The sequence below is a fragment of the Streptomyces sp. NPDC127108 genome (genome assembly GCF_042677545.1).
Taxonomy (GTDB): domain Bacteria; phylum Actinomycetota; class Actinomycetes; order Streptomycetales; family Streptomycetaceae; genus Streptomyces.
The window spans coordinates 61321-83529 of the sequence record NZ_JBHXTE010000036.1; the positions used below are offsets into that span (position 1 = coordinate 61321).

At 71.6% G+C, this 22209-nt stretch carries 15 protein-coding genes; 11 read left to right on the forward strand and 4 right to left on the reverse strand.

The window, feature by feature from the left end; all coding sequences use genetic code 11:
- The first annotated feature begins 4 nt into the window (after positions 1–4).
- From ACFVHO_RS27710 to ACFVHO_RS27720, 3 genes are all read left to right on the forward strand, one after another.
- The gene (locus ACFVHO_RS27710; protein ID WP_385720087.1) at positions 5–2884 is read left to right on the forward strand and encodes a DEAD/DEAH box helicase; all 2880 of its coding nucleotides are present in this window, start codon (positions 5–7) and stop codon (positions 2882–2884) included.
- Complete coding sequence (locus tag ACFVHO_RS27715; RefSeq protein ID WP_385720090.1) at positions 2881–4245, forward strand: SWF or SNF family helicase; 1365 nt, start codon at positions 2881–2883, stop codon at positions 4243–4245. Before ACFVHO_RS27710 ends, ACFVHO_RS27715 begins: the two co-directional genes overlap by 4 nt.
- A gap of 354 nt (positions 4246–4599) precedes the next feature.
- Positions 4600–5970: an esterase-like activity of phytase family protein gene (locus ACFVHO_RS27720; RefSeq protein ID WP_385720093.1), complete on the forward strand. Its 1371-nt coding sequence runs from the start codon at positions 4600–4602 to the stop codon at positions 5968–5970.
- A 23-nt stretch (positions 5971–5993) separates the two neighbouring features.
- Here ACFVHO_RS27720 and ACFVHO_RS27725 read toward each other — a convergent pair whose 3' ends face one another.
- On the reverse strand, positions 5994–6254 hold the full coding sequence (locus ACFVHO_RS27725) for a hypothetical protein (RefSeq protein ID WP_385720096.1): 261 nt from the start codon (positions 6252–6254) through the stop codon (positions 5994–5996).
- Positions 6255–6596: 342 nt separating this feature from the next.
- Positions 6597–7763, reverse strand: a complete 1167-nt coding sequence (gene xylA / locus ACFVHO_RS27730; protein ID WP_385720099.1) for a xylose isomerase — start codon at positions 7761–7763, stop codon at positions 6597–6599.
- A gap of 136 nt (positions 7764–7899) precedes the next feature.
- Between xylA and xylB the strand changes: the two genes are divergently transcribed.
- The 7 genes from xylB (at position 7900) to ACFVHO_RS27765 (ending at position 17313) form a co-directional block, all read left to right on the forward strand.
- Positions 7900–9345 (forward strand): xylulokinase, encoded by a 1446-nt coding sequence (gene xylB / locus ACFVHO_RS27735; protein ID WP_385720102.1) that lies wholly within the window; start codon positions 7900–7902, stop codon positions 9343–9345.
- Positions 9346–9475: 130 nt separating this feature from the next.
- Positions 9476–10606 (forward strand): ROK family protein, encoded by a 1131-nt coding sequence (locus tag ACFVHO_RS27740; RefSeq protein WP_385720179.1) that lies wholly within the window; start codon positions 9476–9478, stop codon positions 10604–10606.
- An 865-nt stretch (positions 10607–11471) separates the two neighbouring features.
- Positions 11472–12116, forward strand: coding sequence for an N-acetylmuramoyl-L-alanine amidase (locus ACFVHO_RS27745; protein WP_385720104.1), 645 nt, complete (start codon positions 11472–11474; stop codon positions 12114–12116).
- A gap of 204 nt (positions 12117–12320) precedes the next feature.
- Positions 12321–13604 (forward strand): GAF domain-containing protein, encoded by a 1284-nt coding sequence (locus ACFVHO_RS27750; protein ID WP_385720107.1) that lies wholly within the window; start codon positions 12321–12323, stop codon positions 13602–13604.
- A gap of 188 nt (positions 13605–13792) precedes the next feature.
- Positions 13793–15316 carry an aldehyde dehydrogenase gene (gene adh / locus ACFVHO_RS27755; protein ID WP_385720109.1) on the forward strand — a complete coding sequence of 508 codons (1524 nt, stop codon included), beginning with the start codon at positions 13793–13795 and terminating at the stop codon, positions 15314–15316.
- 281 nt (positions 15317–15597) lie between these two features.
- Entirely contained in the window at positions 15598–16506 is a 909-nt protein-coding gene (locus tag ACFVHO_RS27760; protein ID WP_385720112.1) for an amidohydrolase family protein, read from the forward strand.
- Between the two features lie 195 nt (positions 16507–16701).
- Entirely contained in the window at positions 16702–17313 is a 612-nt protein-coding gene (locus tag ACFVHO_RS27765; protein ID WP_385720182.1) for an SDR family oxidoreductase, read from the forward strand.
- Between the two features lie 99 nt (positions 17314–17412).
- On the opposite strand, the gene ACFVHO_RS27770 is transcribed toward ACFVHO_RS27765, so the two are convergent.
- A complete protein-coding gene (locus ACFVHO_RS27770) occupies positions 17413–18174 on the reverse strand; it encodes an SDR family NAD(P)-dependent oxidoreductase (protein WP_385720115.1) in 762 nt (253 codons plus the stop codon).
- A 160-nt stretch (positions 18175–18334) separates the two neighbouring features.
- On the opposite strand from ACFVHO_RS27770, the gene ACFVHO_RS27775 reads away from it, so the two are divergent.
- Complete coding sequence (locus ACFVHO_RS27775) at positions 18335–18871, forward strand: TetR family transcriptional regulator (RefSeq protein ID WP_385720185.1); 537 nt, start codon at positions 18335–18337, stop codon at positions 18869–18871.
- 82 nt (positions 18872–18953) lie between these two features.
- Here ACFVHO_RS27775 and ACFVHO_RS27780 read toward each other — a convergent pair whose 3' ends face one another.
- Positions 18954–22070 carry an AAA family ATPase gene (locus ACFVHO_RS27780; protein WP_385720118.1) on the reverse strand — a complete coding sequence of 1039 codons (3117 nt, stop codon included), beginning with the start codon at positions 22068–22070 and terminating at the stop codon, positions 18954–18956.
- Positions 22071–22209: the final 139 nt, after the last annotated feature.

Consider the following 22209-nt stretch of genomic DNA (forward strand, 5'->3'; position numbering starts at 1 on the left):
AGCTGTGCACAAGCACTCCGCTGTCACTCCCTCCGAGATCGCAGAGCTGTCCCGCTGCTCCGTTGTGTTCGTTCCCGGTGACCCTGGACGCACCGGTCAGGTCGCGTTCTGGCACACCGACGGCCGCACGCCGCACGCCCCGTCGACTGGCGACGTCGGCGAGCTGACGGTCGCCGTCCCCGGCGCCGACGGCATCCAACTCGACGTCGTACCCGCCGCGCTGCTGCCGGTCGGCACCGCGCTGCCCGTCCTCACCCGCGCACGGGCCACCTCCGGCGCGCACCCCACCGCCGCCTTCTGGGGCGCGGCGGCCGTCCTCGCCCTGCAACTGGCCGCCCGCGGCCTGCTGTTGCCGGGCCTCACCGACAGCGATCACGACGCCTGGCGCGCGGGCCCGTTCAACGAGGACGACCTGGGGCGACTGCGTGACCTCGCGGCGTCGATGCCACCCGCCGCCCACGCCGTTCCTCTCGACGCCGGCACCCCGCCGCGCCTGCCCGCGCCGGAGCGTCTGCTGCGCCAGTTCCTGGACGCCGTGGCCGATACGCTGCCGCGCTCCCCCGCCGCCACCGCGGCGGCCGGCCAGCCCGCGTTCGCCTCGCCGGAACCCCAGCGCCTGCCCGCGCAGCGCGCCTGGGCCATGGACGTCGCGGCGGGCCACGACGCGGGCGTACGGATCTCGCTGCGCGTCGAGGTACCCGGCCTGTTGGCCGATACCTCTGCCGAAACCCGGTTGCCGTTCCGGGCCGTCCTTCAGATCCACAGCGTCAGCGATCCCTCACTCGTCGCGGACGCCGCCGAGGTGTGGGCCGGTTCCGGCGCCGCAGCGGCCGCGTTCGGGCCGCGCGCCCGGATGGATGCCTTGTTGGCCCTGCGCCGCGCCACGCGCGCGTGGGCGTCGCTCGGACCGCTGCTCTCGGCACCGGTGCCGGACGCGGTCGAACTCGCGGACGAGGACGTCACCGAACTCCTGGGCTCGGGAGCGCGCATGCTCGCAGCCGCCGGGGTGGACGTGCACTGGCCCAGGGAGCTGGCGCGCAGCCTCACCGCCCGCGCGTACATCGGCCCCGAGGAAGGCACGGGCGAGGGCGGAAAGGGTCCCGACAAGCTCGGGTCGGACGCCCCTTCGTACCTCTCGGCCGATGCGCTCCTCGCCTTCAACTGGCGTTTCGCCCTGGGCGACCAGGAACTGAGCCGCGCGGAGCTCGACCAGCTCGCGGAGGCCAACCGCCCGGTGGTGCGGCTGCGGGACCAGTGGGTGCTCATCGACCCCCACGAGGCACAGCGCGCCCGCGCGCAGCAGGACCACAAGGTCACCCCGATCGACGCCCTGAGCGCCGCCCTGACCGGCACCACCGAGGTGGACGGCCGCCGGGTCGACGTCGAACCCACGGGCTGGCTCGCGACGCTGCGTGAGCGCCTGGCTGACCCGGAGGGCATGGAGCCCGTCGGACAACCCGCGGCGCTCGCCGCGGACCTGCGCGACTACCAGTTGCGGGGACTCAACTGGCTGGCCCGGATGACGTCCCTGGGGCTCGGCGGGTGCCTCGCCGACGACATGGGCCTCGGCAAGACCATCACCCTGATCTCGCTCCATCTGCACCGTCAGACGGAGGAGGCGACGGCGGGCCCCACCCTGGTCGTCTGCCCCACCTCCCTCATGGGCAACTGGCAGCGGGAGATCGAGAAGTTCGCACCTGGCACGGCCGTCCGCCGCTTCCATGGAGCACAGCGCGGACTCGACGACCTGACGGACGGCGAGTTCGTACTGACCACGTACGGAACGATGCGGCTCGACGCGAACCGGCTCGACTCGGTCGGCTGGGGCATGGTCGTCGCCGACGAGGCACAGCACGTCAAGAACCCGTACTCGGCGACGGCCAAGCAACTGCGCACCATCGGCGCCCGCGCGCGCGTGGCGCTCACCGGCACTCCTGTGGAGAACAACCTCTCCGAGCTGTGGGCGATCCTCGACTGGACGACTCCGGGGCTGCTCGGCAAGCTCGGCACGTTCCGCACCCGCTACGCGCAGGCTGTCGAGAGCGGTTCCGATCCGGCCGCGGCCGAACGGCTCTCCCAGCTGGTGCGCCCCTTCCTGCTGCGGCGTCGCAAGTCGGATCCGGGCATCGCCCCCGAGCTTCCCCCGAAGACGGAGACCGACCGTGCCGTCTCCTTGAGCGCCGAACAGGCGGGCCTCTACGAAGCGGTGGTCCGGGAGACGCTGGCGGAGATCTCCGGAGCCGACGGCTTCGCCCGCCGAGGCCTCATCGTCAAGCTCCTGACCGGGCTCAAGCAGATCTGCAACCACCCCGCGCAGTACCTCAAGGAGAACAAGCCGCGCATCACCGGACGCTCCGGAAAGCTGGAGCTCCTGGACGAGCTGCTCGACACGATCCTCTCCGAGGACGCGAGCGTGCTCGTGTTCACGCAGTACGTGCAGATGGCGCGCCTCATCGAGCAGCATCTGTCGTCCCGCGGCATCTCCTCGCAGTTCCTGCACGGCGGCACCCCGGTGGCCGAGCGCGAGGCGATGGTCCAGCGCTTCCAGGACGGTGAGGTGCCGGTCTTCCTGCTCTCCTTGAAGGCGGCGGGCACGGGCCTGAACCTCACCCGGGCCGAGCACGTCGTGCATTACGACCGGTGGTGGAACCCCGCCGTCGAGGCCCAGGCGACCGACCGCGCGTACCGCATCGGTCAGACGCAGCCCGTGCAGGTGCACCGGCTGATCGCGGAGGGCACCATCGAGGACCGCATCGCCGAGATGCTGCTGCGCAAGCGCGAACTCGCCGACGCCGTCCTCGGCTCCGGAGAGGCGGCGCTCACCGAACTGACCGACGCCGAGCTGGCAGACCTGGTCGCGCTGCGAGGGGGGACGACGCGATGAGTGACGCGTACGACGAGACGTACGACGAAGGCCACGAGGACAGCAGGATCGACGGCGGGGGCGACGCATTGACCGGACACAGCGAATCGACCGGGCAGGACAACGAGCGGACCTTCGCGGCGCTGCCTCCGGCACACGGGCGGGGCTTCGCCCAGACCTGGTGGGGCCAGGCGTGGCTGAAGGCGTTGGAGGACACGGCGCTGGACCTGCAGCAGCTCAAGTCGGGGCGTCGGCTGGCCCGAGCCGGCTCCGTGGGCGCGGTCTCCGTACGCCCGGGGCGCATCACCGCGGTCGTGCAGGACAAGGACCGGACGCCGCACCGCTCCGACGTACTGCTCCAGGAGCTCAGCGACGACGAGTGGGACCGCTTCCTCGGCATGGCCGTCGAGCGAGCCGGGCACATCGCCGCGCTCCTCGACCGTGAGATGCCGCCGCACCTGGTCGAGGACGCCGCGGCCGCCGGCGTGGAACTGCTGCCCGGCATCGGCGACCTGGAGCCGGAGTGCGACTGTGATGCGTGGGACCACTGCGGGCACACGGCCGCGCTGTGCTACCAGGTGGCCCGCCTGCTCGACCAGGACCCGTTCGTGCTGCTTCTCATGCGGGGCCGGGGCGAACGCGAACTCCTCGACGAGCTGCAAGTGCGCAGCGTCGCGCAGCAGTCGGCGCCGGAGTCCGCGCAGGGGGAAGCACCGGAGGCCGCCGAGGAGGGCGTGGACGCCGCTGAGGCGTACGCGGACGGCGCCGTGCTGCCTCCGCTGCCCGAACCGCCTGTGCTGCCCGCAGAACCCGGCCTGCCGCCTTCGCTGGACACGGAGGTGGAGCCGGAGCCCGGCGTGGACGTGTCCGCGCTGGAGTTCCTGGCGGCTCGTGCGGCGGCCGAGGCGCACCGGCTGCTCGCCGAAGCCCTCGCCCCCGGCCACGAGGAACAGCCCGCCGAGCCGGGTCTCACGCTCGACGAGGATGCCGTCCGGCTCGCCGCCGCCTCACCGGAGTCCGCGATCGTGGAACGTCTCGCCGCGGCCTCGGGCCGCGACCGGGACGGTCTGGCCCGAGCGGTACGGGCCTGGGAGTACGGCGGGCGTACGGCGCTGGCCGTCCTTGAGGACGAATGGACCCTGGAGGCGGACTCGTTGGCACGCGCGCGTGCCGCCCTGGACGCGGCCTGGGACGAGGGCGAGCGTCCCACGCTGCGCGCGGCCCGCAACCGCTGGACGGTGACGGGTGCCGACGCCCAACTGCGCCACGGGCGCGACGGACGCTGGTGGCCCTACCGCAAGGAGCGCGGCCGGTGGGTGCCCGCGGGTCCGGCGGCGCAGGACCCGGCGACCGCGCTGGCCGCCGTCACCGCGGGTGAGTGACCGGCCCGGCCGCTGTGGCTGAAACACAGTCAGCGGCCACCGGCGTGACGGCGGTGGTGACACGTGCGCCGGGAACACCGGCGCACGCACTCACCCTGGTCAGCGATTGAGTGCGGTCATGACATCCAGGACCGTGGATCACGCCGGTTCAGTCGTGCGGGCCAAGCCGAAGGGGAGATGAGAGGGCGTTCCGCCCCCGCCACTGCTGATCGCCCCGGTGATGACGGCGCCTCCTGCCCCTCGCGGGAGGCGCCGTCGGCGCGTCGCCATGCGCCGTTCACCCACGGGCCCCCTGGTGTTCGTGACAGCGGCGAAGGGTGGCGCCGTCACCGAAATCGTGCCCCAGGAGGCCTGATGCCCTCGCGCGCCGCCGACCAGCGTCGTGTCCACCGTTCCGTCGTCTTCGGCGTGCCGCTCGCCCTGCTCACCGCTGTGGTGGTCACCGGGACCGCGGTGGGCGCGCCGACCGGCTCGACGGACGACGGCCGAAGCAAGGGCCACGGAGCTCGTGTCACCGCCACCGCGACGCTCGGCGACATCCCTCTGGGTCCCTTCAGCAACCGGCTGCTCCCCGGCACCGTGCGGAACGACCGGGGTGTGGACCTCGGGGGCATCGGAAGCGACATCTACCCGGCCGGCCGCAAGGGCGAGTTCTGGACAGTCACCGACCGTGGCCCCAACGGGCAGATCAAGGTCGACGGCAAGAAGCGCCGCACGTTCCCCGTGCCCGGTTTCAACCCGGCGATCGTGAAGGTCCGGGTGTCCGGGCGCTCCGTGAAGGTGATCGACGCGCTGCCGATCACTACCCGCTCCGGGAAGCCCGTCACCGGTCTGCCCAACCAGGAGGGCCGCGACGAGGCCCCGTACACGTACAACGCCCGCAAGCCGCTCTCCTACGACCCGAACGGCCTGGACACCGAGGGCATCGTCCGGGCCAAGGACGGTTCCTTCTGGCTGGTCGACGAGTACGGTCCGTCGCTGGTCCATGTCTCCGCGCGCGGGAAGGTCATCAAGCGGTACGTCCCCAAGGGGCTGAAGCTGCGCGGCACGGGCTACCCGGTGTCGGAGTCGCTGCCCGCGGTGCTGCTGCACCGGAAGGTCAACCGCGGCTTCGAAGGGCTCGCCCTGCTGCCCAACGGTGAGCTGGTGCTTGCGGTGCAGAGCCCGTTGTCGCTTCCGGACGGGGAGGCGGGCGACGGCTCGCGGACGGCCCGGCTGCTGCGGTTCTCGCCGCGGAAGCAGGCGGTCACCGCCGAGTACGCGTACCGGTTCGACCCGGTCGGTGTCGTGGACCCGGGCGAGGACGACACCTCCGAGCTCAAGATCTCCTCCGTGGTCGCCGTGGGCCGTGACCGGCTGCTCGTCGAGGAGCGCACCGACAAGGCGGCCCGCCTGCAGGTCGTACGCCTGGACCGGCGCGCGGACATCCTCGGCGGCCGCTGGGACGACGTGGCGACCCGCCCGTCCCTGGAGCAGTTGGAGGACCCGGCCGCTTCCGGCGTACCGGTCCTGCGCAAGCGCCTGGTGGTCGACCTGGGCACCGTCGACGGCGTGCCCGGGAAGATCGAGGGCGTGGCCCGGGTGGACAACCGCACGCTGGCGTTGATCAACGACAACGACTTCGGGATGACCGACGGGCCGGAGGCGTTCGACAAGGACGGCCGGCTGGTGGGCAGCGGTATCGAGACCAGCGTGACGTACGTGCGGCTCCCCAGGGGGCTGTGACCCGCACAGGGCTCAGGGGCTGCTCAGCGCGTCGGGACCAACGATTCGAGGTCGCTCGGCAGCCCCGAGGGCAGCGTGGGGAGGTCGCTGGGCAGTCGGGTCCGGATGTCGCTGGGCAGGTCGCTCGGCAGCTCGGAGGGGATCTCCGAGGGGATGCTCAGCGACGGCGTGGGCCTGGGCTCGCGGCTCTTGGTCTCCTCCGAAGGGCTCTTCTTGTCCGGGGAGTCGTCGCCTCCGGCGGCCAGGAGCACCACGACGGCGACGGCTGCCACGGCCACGATCACAGCGAGCAGGATGACCAGCCCGTTGCGCCGCCCGGGCGGCCTGCCCCGCGGTGGCTGTGACGGCAGTCCGTCGTCTCCGGGAGGTGGGCCGTACCCGCCCGGCGGAGGGCCGTACCCTCCGGGAGGTGGCCCGAAGTCGCCACTCCCCGGAGGGGGTGCGTCACCCGGCGGAGGGGGAGGCTGCGGCGGTACCGGCGGCATGCTCATACCACCAAGAGTCGGCCCGAACCGGTCAAGAAGCGACCCCCGCGCGGAGGTTGCTACACGCCCACCCCACGGACCGAACGATTCCGGCACAGGACCGGGTGCACACCGAGTGGCGCCACCGCGGCCGAACCGGCCTCAGCCCCGGGCGCCGAGCAGGTGGTCCATGGCCAGCTGGTCGAGCCGCTCGAAGGCCATGCCGCGCGCGGCGGCCGCCTCCACGTCGAAGGCCTCATACGCCCCGCGGTCGGCGAGCAGGCCCGCGAGCCCGTCCTCGGCGGTGGGGCGCGCCAGTTCGGGCAGGCGTGCCTGCCGCAGCGCCTCGGTCACCTCAGGGTCCGCCCGGAAGGCCGCCGCGCGGTCGCGCAGGATCAGGTAGTTGCGCATGCACCCGGCGGCGGAAGACCACACTCCGGCGGCGTCCTCCGTACGCGGCGGCTTGAAGTCGAAGTGGCGCGGCCCCTCGTAACCACCCCTCTCCAGGAGGTCGACCAGCCAGAAGGCGCTGCGCAGATCACCCGCTCCGAACCGCAGGTCCTGGTCGTACTTGATGCCGTTCTGGCCGTTCAGGTCGATGTGGAAGAGCTTGCCCGCCCACAGGGCCTGGGCGATGCCGTGCGGGAAGTTCAGGCCCGCCATCTGCTCATGACCCACTTCGGGGTTCACGCCGTACAGCTCGGGCCGCTCCAGGCGCTCGATGAAGGCGAGGGCGTGGCCGACCGTGGGCAGCAGGATGTCGCCGCGCGGCTCGTTCGGCTTGGGCTCGATGGCGAAGCGCAGGTCGTACCCCTGCTCGGTCACATAGGCGCCGAGCAGGTCGAAGGCCTCCTTCATACGGTCCAGGGCATCGCGCACGTCCTTGGCGGCGCCGGATTCCGCGCCTTCCCGGCCGCCCCAGGCGACGTAGGTACGGGCGCCGAGCTCGGCCGCCAGATCGATGTTGCGGATCGTCTTGCGCAGCGCGTAGCGGCGTACGTCGCGGTCGTTGGCGGTGAACGCGCCGTCCTTGAACACCGGGTGCGTGAACAGGTTGGTGGTCGCCATCGGCACGACCAGACCGGTCGCGTCCAGGGCCTCCCGGAAGCGCTTGATGTGCCCGGCGCGCTCGGCGTCCGTCGACCCGAACGGAATGAGGTCGTCGTCGTGGAAGGTGACTCCGTAGGCACCCAGTTCGGCCAGATGCCGTACTGAGTCGGCCGGGTCCAGTGGAGCCCTGGTGGCATCCCCGAACGGGTCCCGGCCCTGCCAGCCGACGGTCCACAGGCCGAAGCTGAACTTGTCCTCAGGGGTGGGCTGATAGTTCATGTGCGACTCCTCGCGGGCTCCTCGACCATTTCGTCATGGCGATTTACAAATTAGTATCCTCACGCACCGCTGGGAAGGTCGAAGGAAGCACGTTCCCGTGCGCACGCCCGGGAGAGCCGCCAGAACGGAGTCGCCGATGTCATCAGCGCCATCAGGCCCCCTCGTCGTCGGTGTGGACAGCTCCACGCAGTCCACGAAGGCCCTCGTCGTCGACGCGGGCACCGGGCAGGTCGTGGCGAGCGGCCAGGCCCCCCACACGGTCAGCTCCGGGGCTCTTCGGGAGAGCGACCCCGAGCAGTGGTGGGACGCCCTCTGCGAGGCCCTGCGCCAGTGCGGCGCCGCCGCGCGTGAGGCCGCCGCGGTGTCGGTCGCCGGCCAGCAGCACGGGCTGGTCACGCTCGACGCCCGGGGCAGGTCCGTGCGGCCCGCGCTGCTGTGGAACGACGTGCGGTCCGCGCCGCAGGCCCGACGGCTGGTGGAGCGCCTCGGCGGAGCCAAGGCGTGGGCGGACCGCGTCGGAAGCGTGCCGGGGCCCTCGTTCACGGTCACCAAGTGGGCCTGGCTCGCCGAGCACGAGCCCGCTTCGGTCCGCGCCACGGCCGCGGTGCGTCTCCCCCACGACTACCTCACTCAGCGCCTGACGGGCTCCGGGACGACGGACCGTGGTGACGTCTCCGGTACGGGATGGTGGGCGTCGGCGACCGAGTCGTACGACGAGGAGATCCTGCGCCTGGTGGACCTCGACCCGGCGCTCCTGCCGCGCGTCGTGCACTCCGGAGAGGTCGCCGGGACGGTGCGCGGCAGCGATGAACTGCCCTTCTCCAAGGGGACGCTGGTGGCCGCCGGGACCGGCGACAACGCGGCCGCCGCGCTCGGCCTCGGGCTGCGCCCCGGCACGCCGGTCCTGAGCCTCGGCACGTCCGGAACGGTGTACGCCGTCTCCGAACACCGCCCCACCGATCCGACCGGAACAGTCGCCGGTTTCGCCGACGCGCGCGGTGCGTGGCTGCCGCTCGCCTGCACGCTCAACTGCACCCTGGCCATCGACCGGGTGGCCGCACTCCTCAGCCTCGACCGGGAAGCCGTACAGCCGGGCGGAACCGTGACCGTACTCCCCTACCTCGACGGCGAGCGCACGCCTGACCTGCCGCACGCCTCCGGGACGCTACACGGCCTGCGCCACGACACGACGCCGGGGCAGGTGCTCCAGGGGGCGTACGACGGCGCGGTCCACGCCCTTCTGGGCGCACTGGATGCCGTCCTGGACGCGGATGCCGACCGTTCCGAGCCTCTGTTGGTCATCGGCGGCGGCGCGCGCGGCAGGGCCTGGCAGGAGACCGTACGACGCCTCTCCGGAAGGCCCGTTCACATCCCCGAAGCCCGCGAACTCGTCGCCCTGGGTGCCGCCGCACAGGCCGCCGGGCTTCTCTCCGGGGAAGACCCGGCCGCGGTAGCGCGGCGCTGGGGAACTGCTCGGGGGCCGGTCCTGGAGGCAGTCGAACGGGACGAGTCGACGCTCTCCAGGATCTCGTCCTTCCTCTCCGATGCGGCACCCTTGCTGGATGGGGCTCATGGGGCGTGACGGTACGGAGCGTGCGGGGGACGGCCGAGGTCGGGCGGAGGCGGGCGCGGCGCGGGAGCGCACACTCACCACACCGCAAGAACGGCCCACCCGTGGCACCCGCGAGCGCCTCGCCGACACGCAGCAGGGCATGCGCCGCCGCAATCTCTCCCGGGTGATGCACGCGGTCGCCGCTCAGGGCACGCTGTCGCGCGCCTCTGTGGCCTCCCGGATCGGCTTGACCCGGGCCGCCGTGTCCACGTTGGTGGACGAGTTGATCCGTGCGGGGCTCCTGGAAGAGCTGGGCCCTGAACGTCCGGGCCGGGTGGGCCGCCCCGGTTCCGCGCTAGCGGTCAGCGCTCGAGGACCGGCCGGTATCGGGGCGGAGGTAGGCGTCGATCACCTGGCAGTGTGTGCGGTCGACCTGCGCGGCGAGGTACGCGCGCGTGCCGTGCGGCAGGTCGGCAACCGAGGCCGCGCCCCTGGGCCCGTGCTTGCCGACCTCGCCTCCCTGGTGCGGGAGGTGGCCGGTGCGGCCGAGCGGGAAGGGCTGCGTCCGGCAGGCCTCGCGGTCGCCGTCCCCGGCCTGGTCGCGCGCGACACGCATACCGTCGTGCGCGCCCCGAACCTCGACTGGCACGACGTCGCCCTCGGCGCCCTGTTGCCGTCGGAACTGCCTCTGACCGTGGACAACGAGGCCAATTTCGGCGCCCTGGCGGAGCTGTGGCTCGGCGGGACGGCACCCGCGGACTTCCTGCACGTGTCGGCCGAGATCGGTATCGGTGCGGCGCTGGTCGTCGACGGGCGGCTGCTGCGGGGAAGCCGGGGCTTCGCGGGCGAGTTGGGGCACGTACCCGTCTGGCCGGAAGGGCCGGAGTGCGCGTGCGGTGGCCGTGGCTGCCTGGAGCAGTACGCGGGCGAGGAGGCGGTGCTGCGGGCGGCGGGTCTGGCACCCGGGGCCGACCGGGTGGGGGTGCTCGCCGAGCGGGCCCACGCGGGTGACGCGAAGGTCAGGGTGGCTCTGCAGGGTGCTGGGGCCGCGCTGGGGGTCGCGCTCACCGGTGCGGTGAATCTCCTCGATCCGCGGGCGGTGGTGCTCGGCGGCGCGCTGTCTCGGCTCGCGCCGTGGCTTCTTCCTTCCTTGGAGGGCGAGTTGGGGCGCCGCACCACGGGTCCCGGCTGCGAGATCGTCGTGTCCGGCCTCGGGTCGGACGGTCCGCTGCTGGGGGCGGCTCATGCGGTGGTGCGGGCGGTACTTGATGATCCGGTGGGTGTCGCTTAGGGCGGCTCGGCCGGCTGCTGTGAGGCTTGGGCCCGTCGTGGCCTGCCTCGCGGCACCCTCGATCGAGATCACTCCTCAGCTGGTGGCGTGGTTGCGCCGTCGGGCCCCGTCGGGCGCACAGGCCATCGGGCCCACAGACCTGCGTCAATTCCCCAGGAATCTCCATCGAACGCGGAACGACCCTGCCCTCACCCGTCCGGAAATTCCCCTTCGCATTCGCGGGAATGCCACCGGTTTAGCCCAATGGCAGGGCTGCGTAAGTGACTTCAGCCCGGCTTGATCGATGGGCGTCCAGCCGACTGTGAACACGGCGGGTGAATCCAGGATTCCGCTCTCCCTGCCCTCAATCAATCCACCCCGTCCCCCACACGAGTGGTCGAGTTATCCACATGCGCCGCGCCGTACACAGATGCGCCGCAGGCCCTTCCACCTCAACCGACCTGGCCCGTAACGTATTTCGCGTGAGGCCACCACCGCGCCGACGACGAGACGGAAGGGGGATCGCACCTACGCAGGAAAACCCGCCAGGACGCAAATGACTTCAGGCATCCCGCTCGCGCAAGCGAGCGCAGGCAGCGCACGTGAGCGACTAAGGAAAGGACTCGGAGGAACGACTCAGGACATACGCTAATCTCTCAACAGGCAGCCGAGGCGGCTGCGAGAATTTCGCCTACCACTCCCTGGACGCCCGCGAATTCACCACTCACACTGTGCGGGCATCGGGAACCTGCCCCGCCTTCCTGCACCCTCCCTCCTCACCCCCCACTACGGCCCGCACCACCCCCTCACCAATACAGCCCCGCGCCACCCCCACTGAGGAACCGTGCCGTCCAGCTGCTCCCCCCCACCGAGAGGCAGAACAGCCATGGACCGAGCAGAACACCGACCGAAGGACACACCACAAGCCGAAACACCCGCGTCGATACTCCGGCCCGGCAGGCGCCGGATCCTCCAGGGCGCCGCACTGGCCGCCCTCCCCTCCGCACTCCTGACGGCACGTCCGGCCAGCGCTCAAGCGCGGGCGGTCGACTATCCCTCGGCCGAATCAGTACCGGCCAGCACCTCCAACTACACCGCCTCCAACCGTCCCACCACCTATCCGGTCGAGTACGTGATCATCCACGTCACGCAGGAGACGTACGCCGACACGCTCGCCATCTTCAAGAACCCGGCGAAGAAGGTCTCCGCGCACTACGTCGTCCGCTCGGTGGACGGGCACATCGCTCAGTGCGTGCGTGAGCGCAACGTCGGTTGGCACGCGGGCAATTGGAGCTACAACACACGCAGCATCGGCATCGAGCACGAAGGGTGGGTGGACAAACCCGAGTACTTCACCAACGCGATGTACCAGAAGTCCGCAGCCCTGACCGCGGCGATCTGCAAGAAGTACGGCATCCCGAAGGACCGTGAGCACATCATCGGCCACGTCGAGGTGCCGGGGACGGACCACACCGACCCCGGCCGGTACTGGGACTGGTCGCGCTACATACGCATGGTGAACTTCGCCTGACCGCAGCATCGGCGGCCCCCGACCGCCGAAGCAACCGACGACAGCTCGGGACCGCCCCAGGGACAGCCGAGGACCGGTCGAGAGCCAGTCGAGGGCCGACCGCGGACGGTCGAGGATCAGCCGACGTGAATGCGCGGACGCTTGTCGGCTCGAGTTCCCGGGGTGACGATGGCAGCACCGCATCGCCGCCCCGGGAGGACCGAGTTGACCGATCCATGGGTTGCTCTGGAGTTCGGCACCGATCCCGCCGAGCGGGTCCGGACGATACGGAGCGCGCATGAGCGGTTCACGGCAGGGGGCACCGTCACCCGCCCCGTGCGTTCCGTGGTGGCCGAGTCCTGGCGGCGCTCGGTGCGGGCGCGGGTCAGCCCGGAGGACACCGGGGCATCGGTCGAGCTGACGGCCGGGGACCTCGGGGCGTATCGGGCCGAGCATCCGCTGTCGCGGGTGATGCCGGTGTTCCGTGAGCTGATGGGCGGCTTCGCCAAGGACGGGGAGCATCTGCTGGCGGTGTGCGACGTGCACGGCAGGCTGCTGTGGGTCGAGGGACACCCCGCCACCCGGATGCGGGCGGGGCGGATGAACTTCGTCCCGGGCGCGCGGTGGGCGGAGTCGGCGATGGGCACGAACGCGCCAGGAACGGCGGTCGCCGTGGACCGGCCGGTGCAGGTGTTCGCGACTGAGCACTTCGTGCGCAGGGTGCAGCCCTGGACGTGTGCGGCCGCCCCCGTGCACGACCCTCGCTCCGGCCGACTCCTCGGGGCCGTCGACATCACCGGCGGGGACGGCTTGGCGCACCCGCACAGCCTGGCCTTCGTACAGGCGGTGGCGCGGGCGGCGGAGTCCCAACTGGCGCTCCTGTCGCCGCCGGTGGAGGCGGACGGCACGTTGGAGCTGACGGCACTCGGGCGCGATGAGGCGCTGCTCGTCGCGAACGGTCGCAAGCTGCGGCTGAGCCGGCGGCACAGCGAGATCGTGGTGCTGCTCGCCCGGCACCCGGAGGGGCTGACGGGTGATGAACTGCTGTGCGCGTTGTACGAGGACGAGTCGGTGACGCCGGTGACCTTGCGGGCGGAGTTGGCGCGGCTGCGGCAGGTGCTCGGGCCCGAGATGCTGCGGTCGCGGCCGTACCGCCTGGCGGTGCGGGTCACGTCGGATGTGGAGGTGGTGGAGCGGCGCTTGGGGTGCGGGGCGGTGACGGCGGGAGTGTCCGGGTATGCGGGGCCGCTCCTTCCGGGGTCGCAGGCGCCCGCCGTGGCGAGGTTGCGGCGGCGGTTGGCCGATCAGGTGCGGGCGGCGCTCATCGCGCGGGGCGACCCGGACCTCCTGTCGGACTGGGTGCACGCGCCGTGGGGCGAGGACGACGCGGAAGTGTGGCGGGCCCTGGCGGCGGTGCGGCCGACGGCGCCCGTGGTGGCGAGGTTACGGGCCCTCGACAGCGAGCTGACGGCTGACGCTGCGGACGGAAGTCGGCGTCGCCCTCGGTAGCACCAGCGCCCGGGCACCCGGCGCCCGGGCCACACGCCAAGACATCGACCCGGGCCTTACGGACCCTCCGAGACCGCCAAGCCCGCGCAGCGCGACTGTGGCGCGCAACGTACTTGCAACCTCCACGTCCCTAACCTCCGGCGGAGAGCTGCCCAATGGCGGGCGGCGTGTCCGGGGAGGCAGTCAAGATGGCCCGTTACGCAGCGCCCGGTACCGAAGGCGCAGTCGTCGCCTATGAGGCTCGGTACGACCACTTCATCGGCGGGGAGTACGTGGCGCCGGCGCGGGGGCAGTACTTCGAGAACCCGAGCCCGGTGAACGGGCAGCCGTTCACCGAGATCGCCCGGGGCACGGCCGAGGACGTGGAGCGCGCCCTGGACGCGGCGCACGCGGCAGCGCCCGCGTGGGGGCGTACGTCCGTGGGTGAGCGCGCGGCCATCCTGAGGCAGATCGCCGACCGCATGGAGGCCGGGCTCGAATCCCTCGCGGTGGCGGAGAGCTGGGAGAACGGCAAGCCGGTGCGGGAGACGCTGGCCGCCGACATTCCCCTGGCCATCGACCACTTCCGCTACTTCGCGGGGGTGATCCGCGCGCAGGAGGGTTCGCTCAGCGAGGTCGACGACGACACCGTCGCGTACCACTTCCACGAGCCGCTGGGCGTGGTGGCGCAGATCATTCCGTGGAACTTCCCGATCCTGATGGCGACGTGGAAGCTGGCGCCCGCGCTCGCCGCCGGGAACACGGTCGTCCTGAAGCCCGCCGAGCAGACACCGGCGTCGATCCATGTCTGGCTGAGCCTGGTCAGCGACCTGTTGCCGCCCGGCGTGGTCAACATCGTCAACGGCTTCGGCGTGGAGGCGGGCAAGCCGCTCGCGTCGAGCCCGCGCGTCGCGAAGGTCGCCTTCACCGGGGAGACGACGACGGGGCGGCTGATCATGCAGTACGCCTCGGAGAACATCAAGCCGGTGACGCTGGAACTCGGCGGCAAGAGCCCGAACATCTTCTTCGACGACGTGTGGGCCGCCGACGACGACTTCCGCGACAAGGCGCTCGAGGGCTTCACCATGTTCGCGCTCAACCAGGGCGAGGTGTGTACGTGTCCGTCACGCGCGCTGATCCAGCGCGGTCACTACAGCGAGTTCCTGGAGGCGGCGATCGCCCGGACCGAGGCGATCAAGCCGGGGCACCCGCTCGACACGAACACGATGATCGGCGCGCAGGCCTCCAACGATCAGCTGGAGAAGATCCTTTCGTATCTGGACATCGGCCAGCAGGAAGGCGCAAAGGTCCTGACGGGCGGGCAGCGCATCGAGTACGACGGCGAGTTGGCGGGTGGCTGGTACGTGCAGCCCACCATCTTCGAAGGCGACAACCGGATGCGGATCTTCCAGGAGGAGATCTTCGGCCCCGTCGTGTCGGTCGCGTCGTTCAACGACTTCGACGACGCCATCAAAATCGCCAACGACACGCTGTACGGCCTTGGCGCCGGGGTGTGGACGCGGGACATCAACACCGCGTACCGCGCGGGACGTTCGATCCAGGCGGGCCGCGTGTGGACGAACTGCTACCACGCGTACCCGGCACACGCGGCGTTCGGCGGCTACAAGCAGTCCGGGATCGGCCGTGAGACGCACAAGATGATGCTGGAGCACTACCAGCAGACGAAGAACCTCCTGGTGTCGTACTCGCCGAAGAAGCTCGGCTTCTTCTAGGGGCACGAATTCTTCCAGAGGTACGAATGAAGGCGCCTGACCCGGATTCACCGGTCAGGCGCCTTCGTTCGGGGGCGTCCCGGAGACGTCAGGGAATCTGCTTGCTCCTCCAGGTCGGCCTTCGGCTTGGTGACCTTGCCCCCGGGCGGGCCCGTGCCGCCCGCTCTGAGTTCGCCGTCCAGAACGCCGCCGCAGGGTGTTTCGGTGCAGTCCTCATACCTCCGGTCGGCACATCCTGAGGGCCATCAGCAACCGTTTCCCACCACGCTTCGGAGGAAGCCATGCCGCACACCGGCTACGACGGGCCCGTCATCGACCCGCACATGCACCTGTGGGACTTCGCTGCCGACGTCCACCCGTGGCTGTCCCCGGCGAACTTCAGCGTCTTCCCCGGGATCGACAAGCTCCAGCACGACTATCTGGTCGACTCCTACCTGGCCGACACCGCCGGTCAGAGCATCGTGGCGAGCGTCCACGTCGAAGCACTCTGGGACGCCGCAGATGACCCGGTCAACGAGACGCGATGGCTCCAGACCCTGCCCAAGGACCGCGGTGTCGCCCAACGCTACGTGGCCGCCTGTCCCTTCGGCACCCCGTCCACGGAGTCGACGCTGCGGGTGCAGGCCGCCTTCGACCGCGTCGTCGGAGTCCGCCAGACGATCGGCTGGCATCCGGACCCCCAGCGGTCCTGGGTCACCGACCAGTTCCTCACCCGCAATCCCGACTGGCGACAGGGCGTCGAGACAACACGCGAACTCGGCCTCCTCCTGGAGTTCTTGATGTTCCCGTGGCAGGCCGAACAGGTCGTCGACCTGGCCCGCGCCTTCCCGGAGGTCACCATGGTGGTCAATCACGCCGCCAGCCCCATGGAACGCGGTGCCGCCGACCTGGCCGCGTGGCAGAAGAACATCGCCGAGCTCGCCGCGGCGGACAATGTCGCGATCAAGATCTCCGCCCTGGGCACCTACGACCCGCGGCCCACGGATGAGTCGTTCGCCTTCGTCATCGACACGATCGTCAACGCCTTCGGGGCCGACCGTGCGATGTTCGCCAGCGACTTCCCCGTCGGCAGCATCCACCTGTCGTTCGACGACATCTACGGGTACTTCCGGCGCGTTGCAGGCAAGTACTCGCCGGTCAGCCAGGCAAAGCTCTTCCACGACACCGCACGGCGGCTCTACAGGCTCTGAACAGGCCGACCCGCAGCCATGCGTGACCTACGTGGTCAAGCGGCCCGGTCCCGGTCGTCGGAGTAGATCACGAGGGTGCGGTCCAGCTGTTCGGCGAGGTGGAACGCGGTGTGGGCGAAATCCACCACCCCCCGACGCCGTCCGGTGTCAGCCGCTCTCTGCGGCTGCGCAGAAAAGCGCCCAGCTCACGGCGGCATCGAGGGAATGGACGGCAGAGTCGTGGTGGTCACGGGAGCCAGCAGCGGCATCGGCGAGGCTGCCGCGCTGCTGCTTGCCGAGCGAGGCGCGCGGCTCGTCCTGGGCGCGCGCCGATCCGAACGCCTCCTGGATCTGGTGGAGCGGATCGACAAGGCGGGCGGCACGGCCACGCACGCCCGCACCGACGTGACGCGACGGGACGACCTCCACGCCCTGGTCACTCTGGCCCGCGAGCGCTTCGGCCGCATCGACGTGCTGGTCAGCAACGCCGATGCCGGAACCATCTCCCCTCTCGACGATCTACGAGTCGACGAGTGGGACCAGATGGTCGACGTCAACATCAAGGACGTGCTGCACGGCATCGGCGCCGCGCTGCCGGCCTTCCGGGCGCAGGGCACGGGCCACTTCATCACCGTCTCCCCCGGCATGATCGGCACCGACTTCGCCGAGGCGTCCACGAATTCACGGGTGCGAGCGGAGATCACGAAGATGCGGGACCGGATCGCGATCCCGCCCGAAGCGATCGCCCGAGCCATCGCGTTCGCCATCGAGCAGCCCGCGACCGTGGACGTGAACGAAATCGTCGTCCGGCCCACCGCCCAGCACTGATCTCCGCGACGCCTCGCGGTGATGCGCGAGGCTGGCCCTCCCTTCCGTGACCATGGCCGGGTGGCCTGTGACCGGCCGGGGCGGCCCGGGGTCAGCCGGTCACAGGAGGGCGCCGCCCGACACTTCGAGGCGTTCGGCGGTGACCCAGCGCATGTCCGGCGAGACGAGGGCCGCGATGGCATCGCCGATCTCGTCCGGGCTGCCGACCCGGCCCAAGGCCGTCTGCTGGGCGAGGGCGTCGCGCAGAGCCGGGTCGTCCCGCATGGCCCCGCCGTTGAAGTCGGTGGCGCTCGGACCGGGCGCGACAGAGTTGACGCGGATGCCGCGTGGGCCCAGCTCCTCGGCCAGACTGAGGGAGAACGCTTCGACGGCTGCCTTGGAGGCCGCGTAGACGGACGTGCCGGGGCTGACGTGACGCGTCAGCGAGGTCGACACGTTGACGATCCGGCCGCCGTCCGCGAGATGCGGAACCAGCGCCTGGATCAGGAAGTAGGTGCCCCGGAAGTTGGTGCCGACGATCTCGTCGAAGCGCCGCGGAGTCACGTCTTCCAGCGTGTCGAACAAGCCGACTCCCGCATTGTTGACGAGGACGTCGAGGCGGTCGGCCCGCCACCTCGTGCGCAGCGCGCCGGTCATCTCTTCGGCGAATTGCTCGAAGCCGGCGATGTCGCCGATGTCCAGGCGCAGAGCGATCGCCTCGCCCCCCTCCTCCTCGATCGTCCGAACGGTCTCGACGGCGCCGTCGGCCCCGCCCCGATAGGTCAGCGCGACCCGTACGCCGTGGCGGGCGAGCGCACGGGCGGTCGCCCGTCCCAACCCGCGGCTTGCTCCCGTGACCAGCGCGGTTCTCGGTTCGGACATGGCTCGGCTCCCCCTCGATGCGGATGGCGCACGTGCTGGGCCTCGGGCCCGGCACGTAAGTAAGTAACTATTTACTTATTGCTGCGGTAGGAGCCGGCCAGATCCCTGTCAAACGCAAGAGCGCACCTGGAGAACCCATGCCCGGACGACGAAGGCCCGGATCCTTCAGGCCGCGCTCTCCGAGTTCGCTGAGTACGGGCACGCGGGCGGGCGCATCGAGCGGATGGCGAAGGCGGCCGGGACCAACGTGCGGATGATCTACGCCTACTTCGGGAACAACGACCAGCTCTTCGACGCCGCCCTCACCAAGGCCATCACGTCGATGGCGGCCGCGGTGCCCCCTCGGCCGACCGACCTGGCCGGCTGGGCGGGCGACCTGTTCGACTACCACCGTCGCGAGCCCGCCGCCCTGCGGATCAGCCTCTGGGCCCAGCTCGAACGACCGCACGCCGCCGCCGAACCGATGGAGAGCTACTTCGCCAAGGCCACGACGGTCTCGGCCGCCGAGAGCGCCCCGCTCACCGCCGTCGACCTGCTGGTCTTCATCTACGCGGTGGCCCAGGCGTGGTACCTGACGCCCATCGGCCTGCTGCGGGCCGACGGCCAGGACCCCGAGGACCCCGAGCGCATCGCCGCGCACCGGGAGGCCGTCGTGGCGGCGGTCACGCGCTTCGCCCGCACCGACGCGGACCGGTGACTCGCCCGGCGCGTCGCCGTACCGGCACGTCTCCCCTCAGCGTGCCGCACCACGTGCGCAGCCGTTGTTCGTGGTTCGTCGTTCACCTGCCCTCGTCGAAGGCCATCCCCACGAGTTGGGCCCGGGAGGCCACGCCGAGCTTGGGGAAGGCCTTGTAGAGGTGGTAGCCGACGGTGCGGGGGCTGAGGAAGAGACGGGCGCCGATCTCGCCGTTGCTCAGGCCTTGGGCCGCCAGGCGTACGACCTGCTGTTCGCGCGCGGTGAGGGCGTGGTGGTCGGCGGTCCGGGCGGGGGCGGCGGCCTGGGCGGAGCGGTCGCCCGCCGCGGCCAGTTCCATGCGCGCCAGCTTGGCCCAGGGCCGGGCGCCGATCCGGCGTAACTCGACCTCGGCCAGGCGCAGTTGCTCGCGGGCGCGCTTGATGCGGCGGTCGCGGCGCAGGCGTTCGCCGTACAGGAGGCGCGTGCGGGCCGTCTCGAACGGTGAGGCGCCGGGCTTGTCGAGGGCGGCGGTGAAGAGCTCCTCGGCCCGGTCGCCCCGGGCGAGCAGGGCCTGGCAGCGCAGCCGGGACGCGAGCAGGTGGGGTCCGTCGTGCGCCTGTGGACCACCCAGGCGGTGCATCGCCTTCTCCGCGCGCTGGTGCTGGCCCGCGCGGGTGGCGGCTTCCACATAGTCGGGCAGGACCAGGCGGCGCAGCATGAAGTGCTCGGCCGAGCCGCCCGGTGTGCAGACCTCACCGAGGACTTGCGCGGCGTGTTCGGGGCGGCGCTCGGCCAGACCGTTCAGGCCGAGCGCCCAGTGGGCGAGCGTGACCGCGCTGGTGATGCGGCGCGGCACGGCGACGTCGAGGGATTCCCGGGCCAGGAGCAGACAGCGAGCGCTGTCGCCCTGGGCGGCGGCCAGCCAGGCGAGCATGGCGCGCAGATGGCTCGCGGCGCCGAGCTGCCCGGTCTCCCGGGCGAGGGTGAGCGCTTCGCTGCCGTGGGCGGTGGCATCGGGCCAGGGGCCGGTCACGAGTTGGAGCGCGACGAGCGGGGCCAGGGACATGGGCAGGGCACCGATCGCGCCGTGGCGGCGCAGGGTGCCCACGGCCCGCTCCAGGTCGTCGCGCCAGGGCAGGGCGCAGTCCAGCAGGTGGGGCAGGAACGTCGGGGGCCATACCCAGGGCTGGGGGTCCTCGGGGTCGAGCCAGGTCCCGGGGATGGAGGCGCCGCGTACGTCGGCGCCGCCGTCCGAACTTGCCTGCTCGGGAGCGGAGGTGGAGTCGGCGGCGAGGCCGCTGAGGTAGCGCAGATGGCAGCCGAAGGCGTCGTGGGCATCGGACGACGCGGTCGTACCGGACGACGCAGTGGCATCGGACGACGCGATGGCATCCGGCGCGGTGGCGGCCGCACCGGCGCCGTCTGTCGCCGTGCCGAACGTTCTGGCACCGTCCGCCACGGCACCGCCCCCTCCGGCACCGCCCGCCACGGCACCACTCCCTCCGGCACCATCCATCACGGCACCGTCCTCTCCAGCACCGCCCACCACGGCACTGCCCCCACGGGCACCGCCCGCCACAGCACCGCCCCCTCCAGCACCATCCATCACGGCACCGCCCCCTCCAGCACCGCCCGCCACGGCACCGCCCCCACGGGCACCATCCCCCACAGCACCACCCCCACCCACCACCCCGTTGTCCACCGCAGCCAGCTCGTCCAAGACCCCCGCGATGTGCGCCAGACGTCCCGAATCGCCGGCGACCCACGCGGAGCGCGCGGCCATCGCCAGGGACTCGCGGGCGAGGTGCGGGTCGGCGTCCCGGACCAGTGCGGCGCCTTCGAGAAGGGTCGCGCAGGCCCTGGCCGGATCGCTCGAGGCGTGCGCGATGGCACCGCGCACCTGCAGGAGGCGGGCTCGCAGGACGGGGTGGTCGGCCAGCGGCTCGGCCTCGGTGAGCATGGCGTGGGCCTGGCCGGTCTCGGCGGCGGTCCAGGCGCAGTCGGCGGCGTCGATCAGCAGGTGGGCGCGCAGGGCGTCGGAGGGCGCCAGATCGGCGGCGCGGCGCAGCGCCTTGGTGGCGGTGGCGACGCCGCCGCTGCCCCGCACCCGGTCGGCGAGGTCGGCTAGGAGGTGGCAGACCTGTGCGTCGGGGCCCATCGCGGCGGCGGCCCGGTGCCAGACGTGGCGGTCGTCGCCGGCGTCGAGGGCCTCGGCCAGGGCGATGTGGGCGGCACGGCGGAGGCTGAGGGGGGTGCCCTGGTAGAAGGCGGAGCGGACCAGGGGATGGCGGAAGCGCAGGCGCTGCTGGTCGAGGTCGAGCAGTCCGGCGCTCTCCGCGGCGCCCAGTTCGTCCATGGCCCGGTCGGTGTCGTCGGCGGCGCGCAGGATGACGGCCAGGTCGCCGTCGCTCTCGGTCGCGGCGAGGACGAGGGCGTTGCCCGGCCGGGCGAGGAGGTTGGTGACGCGGTGCCGGTAGAGGCGCTGCAGGCGTTCGGTGAGCGGGAGTTCCTCGGGCAGGAGCGCGGCGCCGTCGAGCTGGGGGCGGCTGAGGGCGCGCGGGAGTTCCGTCAGGGCGAGGGGGTTGCCGTCGGCCTCGCGCAGGACCCGGTCGCGGGTGACGGGGGCGGCTTGCGGCAGGTGATGGGTGAGCAGGGTGCGGGCGGCGGACACGTCCAGCGGGCCCACGCGCAGTTCGGACAGGCCCGGCGCGGCGAAGGGGCGGGAGCCGTCGCGTACGGCGAAGACGATCCCGACGGCTTCGGCGCCCAGACGGCGGGCGGCGAACAGCAGGGCGTCCGCGGAGGGGGTGTCGAGCCATTGGGCGTCGTCGATCAGGAGGAGCAGCGGTTCGCTCTGGGAGGCCTCGGACAGGAGGGTCAGCGCGGCGAGGGCGACCAGGAACCGGTCGGCGGGGGCGCTCTGGAGGCCGAAGGCCGAACGCAGGGCGGCGCTCTGGGGCGGTGGAAGCCGGTCCACTTCGGGGAGCAGCGGCAGGAGGAGCTGATGCAGGGCGGCGAAGGAGAGCTCGGTCTCGCTCTCGACGCCGATCGCGGTCAGCACCGTCACCTCAGGTTTCAGGGTGTGCCGCAGGTGCCGCAGCAGCGCGCTCTTGCCGACCCCGGCCACCCCCCGTACGACGAGGGACCCGCTGTGCCCTTCGTGCAACGCGGCGGCGACGCGCGCAAGTTCGTGCTGTTCCCGCTCCCGACCGACGAGCATGCCAGATTGCCCTCCGCTGTGACCGCCCCCGTCGACTGATGCATTGACTGATGCTCCGCGATCTATCCCGCCCGGCATGACGGATGGCCGGAGGTTTGCGCCGCCACGCTGATCATTTTTTGCCCCCTTTGCCGCTCGG

What these genes read in the sequence shown, in the direction of transcription:
- ACFVHO_RS27715 (WP_385720090.1), top strand. Translation starts at nt 2,881, where the DNA reads ATGAGTGACGCGTACGACGAGACGTACGACGAAGGCCACGAGGACAGC.
- ACFVHO_RS27720 (WP_385720093.1), top strand. Translation starts at nt 4,600, where the DNA reads ATGCCCTCGCGCGCCGCCGACCAGCGTCGTGTCCACCGTTCCGTCGTC.
- xylA (WP_385720099.1), bottom strand. Translation starts at nt 7,763, where the DNA reads ATGAACTATCAGCCCACCCCTGAGGACAAGTTCAGCTTCGGCCTGTGG.
- xylB (WP_385720102.1), top strand. Translation starts at nt 7,900, where the DNA reads ATGTCATCAGCGCCATCAGGCCCCCTCGTCGTCGGTGTGGACAGCTCC.
- ACFVHO_RS27740 (WP_385720179.1), top strand. Translation starts at nt 9,476, where the DNA reads ATGCGCCGCCGCAATCTCTCCCGGGTGATGCACGCGGTCGCCGCTCAG.
- ACFVHO_RS27745 (WP_385720104.1), top strand. Translation starts at nt 11,472, where the DNA reads ATGGACCGAGCAGAACACCGACCGAAGGACACACCACAAGCCGAAACA.
- adh (WP_385720109.1), top strand. Translation starts at nt 13,793, where the DNA reads ATGGCCCGTTACGCAGCGCCCGGTACCGAAGGCGCAGTCGTCGCCTAT.
- ACFVHO_RS27760 (WP_385720112.1), top strand. Translation starts at nt 15,598, where the DNA reads ATGCCGCACACCGGCTACGACGGGCCCGTCATCGACCCGCACATGCAC.
- ACFVHO_RS27770 (WP_385720115.1), bottom strand. Translation starts at nt 18,174, where the DNA reads ATGTCCGAACCGAGAACCGCGCTGGTCACGGGAGCAAGCCGCGGGTTG.
- ACFVHO_RS27780 (WP_385720118.1), bottom strand. Translation starts at nt 22,070, where the DNA reads ATGCTCGTCGGTCGGGAGCGGGAACAGCACGAACTTGCGCGCGTCGCC.